At 43.9% G+C, this 6707-nt stretch carries 13 protein-coding genes; 1 reads left to right on the top strand and 12 read right to left on the bottom strand.

Annotation, left to right across the window (positions count from 1 at the left end; all coding sequences use genetic code 11):
• Positions 1–211: hypothetical protein (locus V6E55_RS24670; RefSeq protein ID WP_205247018.1), on the top strand; the 211-nt coding region annotated here is incomplete at its 5' end.
• A gap of 148 nt (positions 212–359) precedes the next feature.
• Here the strand turns inward: V6E55_RS24670 and V6E55_RS24665 are convergent.
• The 12 genes from V6E55_RS24665 to V6E55_RS24610 form a co-directional block, all read right to left on the bottom strand.
• Positions 360–965, bottom strand: coding sequence for a hypothetical protein (locus tag V6E55_RS24665; protein ID WP_000137794.1), 606 nt, complete (start codon positions 963–965; stop codon positions 360–362).
• Positions 966–1181: 216 nt separating this feature from the next.
• Positions 1182–1463, bottom strand: coding sequence for a hypothetical protein (locus tag V6E55_RS24660; RefSeq protein ID WP_000703842.1), 282 nt, complete (start codon positions 1461–1463; stop codon positions 1182–1184).
• Positions 1464–1608: 145 nt separating this feature from the next.
• Positions 1609–1785 (bottom strand): hypothetical protein, encoded by a 177-nt coding sequence (locus tag V6E55_RS24655; protein ID WP_000802040.1) that lies wholly within the window; start codon positions 1783–1785, stop codon positions 1609–1611.
• 53 nt (positions 1786–1838) lie between these two features.
• On the bottom strand, positions 1839–2150 hold the full coding sequence (locus V6E55_RS24650; RefSeq protein ID WP_000633161.1) for a hypothetical protein: 312 nt from the start codon (positions 2148–2150) through the stop codon (positions 1839–1841).
• A 222-nt stretch (positions 2151–2372) separates the two neighbouring features.
• A complete protein-coding gene (locus tag V6E55_RS24645) occupies positions 2373–2573 on the bottom strand; it encodes a hypothetical protein (RefSeq protein WP_000814953.1) in 201 nt (66 codons plus the stop codon).
• A gap of 39 nt (positions 2574–2612) precedes the next feature.
• Entirely contained in the window at positions 2613–2837 is a 225-nt protein-coding gene (locus tag V6E55_RS24640; protein ID WP_000551490.1) for a hypothetical protein, read from the bottom strand.
• Positions 2838–2891: 54 nt separating this feature from the next.
• Positions 2892–3095: a hypothetical protein gene (locus tag V6E55_RS24635; RefSeq protein WP_000781547.1), complete on the bottom strand. Its 204-nt coding sequence runs from the start codon at positions 3093–3095 to the stop codon at positions 2892–2894.
• Positions 3096–3647: 552 nt separating this feature from the next.
• Entirely contained in the window at positions 3648–4139 is a 492-nt protein-coding gene (locus tag V6E55_RS24630; protein WP_001371932.1) for a DUF3085 domain-containing protein, read from the bottom strand.
• Positions 4140–4143: 4 nt separating this feature from the next.
• Positions 4144–4455, bottom strand: a complete 312-nt coding sequence (locus V6E55_RS24625) for a DUF957 domain-containing protein (RefSeq protein WP_001165367.1) — start codon at positions 4453–4455, stop codon at positions 4144–4146.
• Positions 4456–4971: 516 nt separating this feature from the next.
• A complete protein-coding gene (locus V6E55_RS24620) occupies positions 4972–5292 on the bottom strand; it encodes a hypothetical protein (RefSeq protein ID WP_000071366.1) in 321 nt (106 codons plus the stop codon).
• Between the two features lie 178 nt (positions 5293–5470).
• Entirely contained in the window at positions 5471–5698 is a 228-nt protein-coding gene (locus tag V6E55_RS24615) for a hypothetical protein (protein ID WP_000336109.1), read from the bottom strand.
• Positions 5699–5872: 174 nt separating this feature from the next.
• Complete coding sequence (locus tag V6E55_RS24610; RefSeq protein ID WP_239988181.1) at positions 5873–6571, bottom strand: hypothetical protein; 699 nt, start codon at positions 6569–6571, stop codon at positions 5873–5875.
• Between the last annotated feature and the right edge of the window lie 136 nt (positions 6572–6707).

Here is a 6707-nt window from a genome sequence, read left to right as displayed (position 1 = left end):
TTCGAAGGGGTATTTTGGCTTTGACATATCAGGGACTATTCCATTTCATCGTCCAACAAAATGGGTGCAGTACAGGTTAATTGAAAAATTACTCGGGGCTTTCTGCTTTTACCACAGTCAAACAGTGTTACCGCTGGCTGGGGCAAAAGCCTCCAGCACCAGCGTTATTATACCACCCTGCCCTGATCAGCCAAACACCCCGCCTACATAAATTACTGATTTTTCATTTATTTGACATGATTCACTTCCGGTTGTCGGCGAAAGTCATTTTATACTAAAGAAAAGGGTAACGGGCAGCTGCTGGGTCGGAACATACAGTGCAGTTCCTGCCCGTTTAATTTCCGGATGCAATGGTAGGATCAGGAGGCACTGCTTCCGTTGATTAGGGAAATCTTATGTGCCTGAATACGGCTGTATTCGAGATGGGATGCAATATTACAGATGCGCTCCAGTCGATCATGCAGCCTCGTGTAGGTCAGTCGATGAATACCGGACATTTCATCAAGTAGCCAGCGCTTGATGTAAGGGTTACAGGAAAGCCGGGCAAGATCGTCGTCATCCACTTCGTCAAAGAACCAGTACTGCTCCATCGGGACTACCTGAAATATCCACGGCCGGGGATAGTCCCCTGTGACAACCAAAAACCATGCAAGAAAGCATAGACACAGCTCAACGACCATAAGCATCGAAAATTGCGAATAACTTAGACCGGGCACATAGGGTGAACTATCCGCAACATACCCCCTGAGCAATTCCGCCACAAGGTAGCCCAATAGCGTCAAGGCCAGCATCAGGGTCAGGATTAATCCCCCATTAAACGCTACCGAAGCCTTTTGAACCCGATCAGGTGCTGTCCGGCTGCGATAGTTGGTCACTACTCTTTCTACAAGTGCCCTTATGGCAGCCTGTTCTTTACTGACATCAGCTCCGGAAAAACCGGACGGGCTTTTATTTAATTCAGTCATACCCCACTCCTGTTATGTGCTCTACTTAACAAACACGTAGATCATACAGAGCTCACGGACGCACTCCTGCCAGATAAAGGAGGGAATTTGGCTGTAAGACGGTTAGCCAACAGTTCAGGTTATGCGTGGGATCCGCCCAGTCAGAAAGGATTCCGTTAATAACAGGCAAGGTTAAAGGCAGATGGACGGTGAAATTGTGGGTGCTAAAAGGGGGTATTACTCTTTTTCCTGCATAGCGGTTTTTTCAGCCCGGGTGGCCAGACGAACATTTCCGAAAGGCTCACGGACAAGCAGTGGCTTCTCCTTCTTCCAGCCCCTGATAGCCGTTTCTCCAAACCGACGTGGTGCATTGCCGTTCCAGCGAGCAATCACATGGTTATCATGAATTTCAATAATGACAACGGGGTGGACAATGACCGTTGAAATGGTGGTATTTCCCATTTTGGTACGGGTTACAGACCAAACCTGCATCCCGGATTCCAGCTGGCTGATTTTCATATTATATCCTTAAGCCATCACGAACTGCGCCACAAACAATTAATGTGGCGCAATTTACCATAAACAATAAACATCAGATACCCGTGAAAAGATTTCCCTTTATTTTAAAATTCTTCTGGAGAAAAAATGATATTTCCAGAAGAGGTCAGCGAAATTCAGAAACGGCCATCACAATGGTGCTGCGCTGACGCTGGCGTTCTGCCTTGCGCTGCCTGCGGCGATAGATCTGTTTTGCGCTGACGTAAGGGCAGTCCTCACGGGTATACCAGCAGCAGCCGCAAGGTTCGGGCCGGGGTTTTCCGGCAAGTCCAAATGGTTTCATCAAGTCACCTTTTTAATGTTTTTAATGGAAAGATACTTACCTAACCCATTGTTTTATAGGAAATAACGTTGTTGCATAAACAGATACAGATAACCCTCAGGAGAAAACATGCAAAGGTTATCAGTGATAACCGCGTCCAGATACCGAGTGTCAGTCTGTAAACGTTTTATCACCAGAAAATGTGCTGCCGCAGCCTTAATGCCAGAACTACCGTTTACAACATTATGTATACCCGCTTTGAATAACGAACGAGCATGAATTACCTTTTCCCGGGCCGCTTCGATCTCAGCATTAATAACGCATTGCCGCGCCTGGATGACTGCCTCTCCGGTTAAATCGCGGAAATTCATTAGAGATGTGATCATGATTGACTCTCCAGATTATGTGGAATCATTATAACAACTGGCACCACGCCACAAATAACCTGAGATAAATTCTTTGAAATATTCCTATATATAAGGAATTACAGTCGGAAAAGAAACAATGAAATAGCGCCGACCGCTTAAAATCGATAAATTAAAATGGACGGCACTGGAATGAAAAACTGAAAGTAGTAAGACCGTAATTATCCTTCACGGATGTAAGCTTTAAAAGAGGAGTACTGGCAAAGCTTTGCCAAGTACTTCGGCGGTTGTGTCTACGATTTTACGGATGTCATCGATCTGCGAAGGCTTATTCAACACCACCGTAAAAAGCTCTCCTTCGTTATCAGCCTGCTCGCAGTTTCCGTATCGGCTCCCGTCGTACAGCTGCACAATACGTGACATAGAAGACTTTGTTTGTTTCATGGCTTTGCACCTGCTTTTAGGCAGTTTGGTTACTGGTTATCAGAAGCTGGTTTCATGCGCTTCCGGCTGGGACACGAACTGGTATTTGACGCCGCCAGGCACACCTACTGCTTCGGCAATAGAGTCGCAAAGCCGCGATAAATCATTTAGTGTCATCGGATATTCAATATCTACTGAATATAAAGCACCTGCATTTTCAGCATCTTCGATGTTTTTATACTGGGCACTAAATATAGCAATGGTCTGAATTTCGTGGTTATGCATGAACCGGTCCTTATTAAATTATAAAAGCCACCCGAGAGTGGCCTGAGTGGAAACTTAAATCTGTGAAGTATATTTGAGAGATTTTTTGCGATCCAGATGCCGGGCAACAATGGTTCCGATAACAAGTAGCGTGATGACCGCACTGAAGAAGGTGCTGTCAGGGACGCCCTGGAAAAAATCACTGAAACTGTAAACAATAAAAATCAATGCGCAAAAATAGAAAACGATACGAACATAAGGGGTAAAAAACATTTTCATCGGTTGCCTTCCATTCAGGGAGAATTCTCAGTAATTACATCACACCTGAAGAGAAACTATTTTCGTATAAATGAGCATTTTCGACATATCAGAGGGGGGTTTTACTCATAAATGAGGTAGTAAGGGTCACACTTGAGATGAAAGTTACTTTCCTGGCTGCGAACGAACTATCTCAAATGTTAGAGGTGTGCGTTCGCCTTAAGAGCTTCATGCCCTGAGGAGCTCAACTTGAGCCGATAGTATAAACCTGGCTCCAGATGCCTTACTGGCTGGCATAACTCCACGAGGCCCAGCCGGAACAGGACCGGAGAGCTCCTGCACGTCACATCATCAGGATTCCCCATAAACGTACGCCGTTCTCTGGCCCGTCTGAAATTGCCAGAGATATCATAGATCGTGCCGGATGCCATCCGTCTTAACACGTAAATCTGCGCCCTTGTAAGCTTCTGGGCGGAACTGCTTAAACCTGACATACCTTCCCGGCCTTATATAAAACAATCCGCCAGCAGCTCGACTGGCGGACAATGTTTGACTGGAAACAGCAAGGACATACTATTTGCTGACAAGTTTGATATTGGTTTCACTCATTCGAAGTCGAAACTCCTGAAAACCCTGCTCTACCGCTAACTCCAGCCACTCAACGGGAATGGTATAGCTACAATCAGACCCACCCAAAGCGGCATCACAAGCGTAATCCCAGTCCTCATCCAGTTTTGGATTCATCCCCTGGGCGTAAGCCACAGTATCGCGGGATGCGGGAGAGCCCTCAAGCTCAGCATTAGTGATCAGGTATACACCATGACTGTGCGCGAGAAGCACTTTTGGCACCAGATGTGTGCTGGCAATTTTTGAGGATGAGGGAAAGAAAACCCTACCAGCTTTACGCGCCTCTTCTTCAGTCTGTCCCTCAGCGTTAAGGAGGGCTCCCCCCGGATAGCATGCCGGGTCATAGATCTGATCTGGGGTGACCGAAAACGTTTTTGCGGTGCGAATTTCTTCGATCAGTTTATTGATATCTGCCATTTCAAATACGAGAGTGGTCACAGGCTTACTCTCCCTCTTCAGTGGACAACATCAGATACTTTGTTGCCAGCAGAAGCTCTCCCACATCCTTGAGGGACAATTCAGCTTTGCCTTCTACGGCAAGCTGCAAGCGCTGTCGAATTGCATGAACAGAATCTGAAGATAAAGATGCCATTTTGCGCAAAACGGCATTAGCCTTTTCTACAGCAGGATACAGAATTTCTGAGTTGGTATTATCTTCGTCATTATCAAAGATAATTTCAGAATCCATATTGATGTTATCTTCAAGCCAGCTTGAAAGCACTTCAAGTAATGACATCACCTTTTCAATTTGCATATCGCCTCCTCTGTTAACATGAAACAAATATAACAAAGTGGCTTACCCGGCTAATAACCTGAGCAGAAAGTTTTCGAACTTAGTTTGAAAACAAGTTTTCTGCTCAGGTTAATGTTAAAGTCGCTGGGTAAAAGATAAAAGGCACTGAAGATGATTTAAGCATCAAACAGACTAAATAGGATTCCGTCTTTTATAACGCTTTTAAAATAGAATGAATGAAATATAAATTTTGCGTTTAAGAATGAACGCTGTAGAGGATGATTTATCCTGTGATATGCAGTTTGTGGCCTTTAAAAAGGCTTTATTATGGACTTGAATTGCAAAGAGAGCACCGACATTTTTCTGGGGGCTCCCGCAGAGAAAAAGCTGTGAGGTTATGAAGACGTATAGGAGGTATTCGGCGAAATACTGTATGGCCACAGGAGAGCTTCAGCACCCATATCCTGCCGCCTCGCTCGCCTGTGGTGATTTCAATATGTTCTACGTCATACCACGTAGTTGTATTTCTCACTTTGTTTATGCTTCCTGACACCGCGTGAACGCAATCTTCGTCTGGATGCGTTCATAGATGGAAAACTGCCTTTCAATGGAATCGGCATTAGACAGTAATTCATGAAGCTCAGCAGAATCTGTATCAGGAACGATAGCGACAGAAACTCCATATTTACGCCCAGTTCTGATCAGGTGCGCAAGTTTTTCCTTCTCTGATTCTGTGAGCATTGCCAGATCCCTTCCGGATACCTGCTCGATAAATGGACCAAGGTTTTTCGGAAAAAAGGGTTCGGCATCAGAATTATGTACCGGGAGCGTTTGCGGCTTATCGAAGCTATTGGACATGAAAAGAACCTTTATAGTTAGAGAGGTGGAGACTGAATGCGTAGCCCATTAAAATTAGTAGTGCCACACTCGAATGCTAATCATACTTTATGATGGCTATGGTAGGAATGGCCGTCAACTTAAACCGCCAGAAGCGAGCCATTCACCGTTAAAGTAACTTTCCCGTATGATGTTCTTTTTATGGAATGAGTTGTTCACACTCCTCTTTAAGAGCCGCCCTGGAACGAGATCGACAGACTTTGCTTAATGAAGAGCGTAATTGATGTTCATCAACCCCATCAGCGACAAACTGACCAATTTTCTTTTCAAGACGCTGCATTGCCTCATAAAGCTTGGCATCAGTATTATTTTTAAGAAACCTCAGTATATAATCAGCAATAATTTGAACAGGAGTAAAGTTACACATCATGTATCCTTAATAAGTTGTGTAAAAATAAAACCATAAAAAACATAATCAGAAGTAGATTATTATACTTGAGTAAGCTTTTCAGCTAACAAGCTGGAGAAGCAGATTCCGGTAAATTACTACATATTTGATAAAAGTTACTGAATAAAAAAGCCCAGCGTACCGGGCTTTCATTCAATTTGATTCTAAGAATCTGACTCGCCGCCTGATTTTTATACCAAGAAGAGCGAACAAAACGCCAACGAATGCGACGGGACTACCTACTTTAAGACAATTAACCGACGCTTTTGAAAAGGTATGTGATTTAGACATACGTTTTTGCTCATAACGAATCGCAAGTGGTGAGACGGATTTATCTAAAGCTGTCTTTTCCAATGCATAACGAACTTTCACGGGAATATTTGACTGTAATACACCAGACATATACGCCCTAACAACATTCTGTGTTAACTTCACATCTGGCTTGCCGAGTTTTATATGTAGTTGCGCCTTTAAATAGTTTACAGATACCTCTTCGCCTGAGGGCCAATTACTATCATTTAAATATGCGACAAGTTTATCGTATTTTTCATGTTTTACATATTTCTTGATAACCTTTACAGTCGAAGCTGAAGTGGCATCAGTCTCTTCCGAACCTAAAGCAGATGTAAAAACTGACAAGCCGATAAGAAAAGCGCCAGCAATTAGAAGCATCGGGAATATCTCACCTATTTCCTCCCCCTTTAAAATTTTAAAGGCAGTTGAAGAAACTACTAATAGCCCCATAATCCCTAATAGCAACTTAGAATATGTAGTTAGGAAGCCTCCAAATGCATCGCCAAAATCCGAAACCACTAACTTATCTTCACCTTCAGATGAATTGAAGAATGACAAGGGCACATCAATATCAAAGTCCAGAACTGAAGGTGAGAGGTGTAATGACAGCAACCACAGGCTTTGTTGAATAAATCAGATTTCGGGTAAGTCTCCCCCGTAGCGGGTTGTGTTTTCAGGCAATACGCACGCTTTC

Origin of the sequence: Enterobacter sp. 342, assembly GCF_036663495.1 — a bacterium.
Lineage (GTDB): Bacteria > Pseudomonadota > Gammaproteobacteria > Enterobacterales > Enterobacteriaceae > Enterobacter.
The sequence above is the reverse complement of the archived record's forward strand: the minus strand, read 5'-3'. Positions and strand labels throughout refer to the sequence as shown.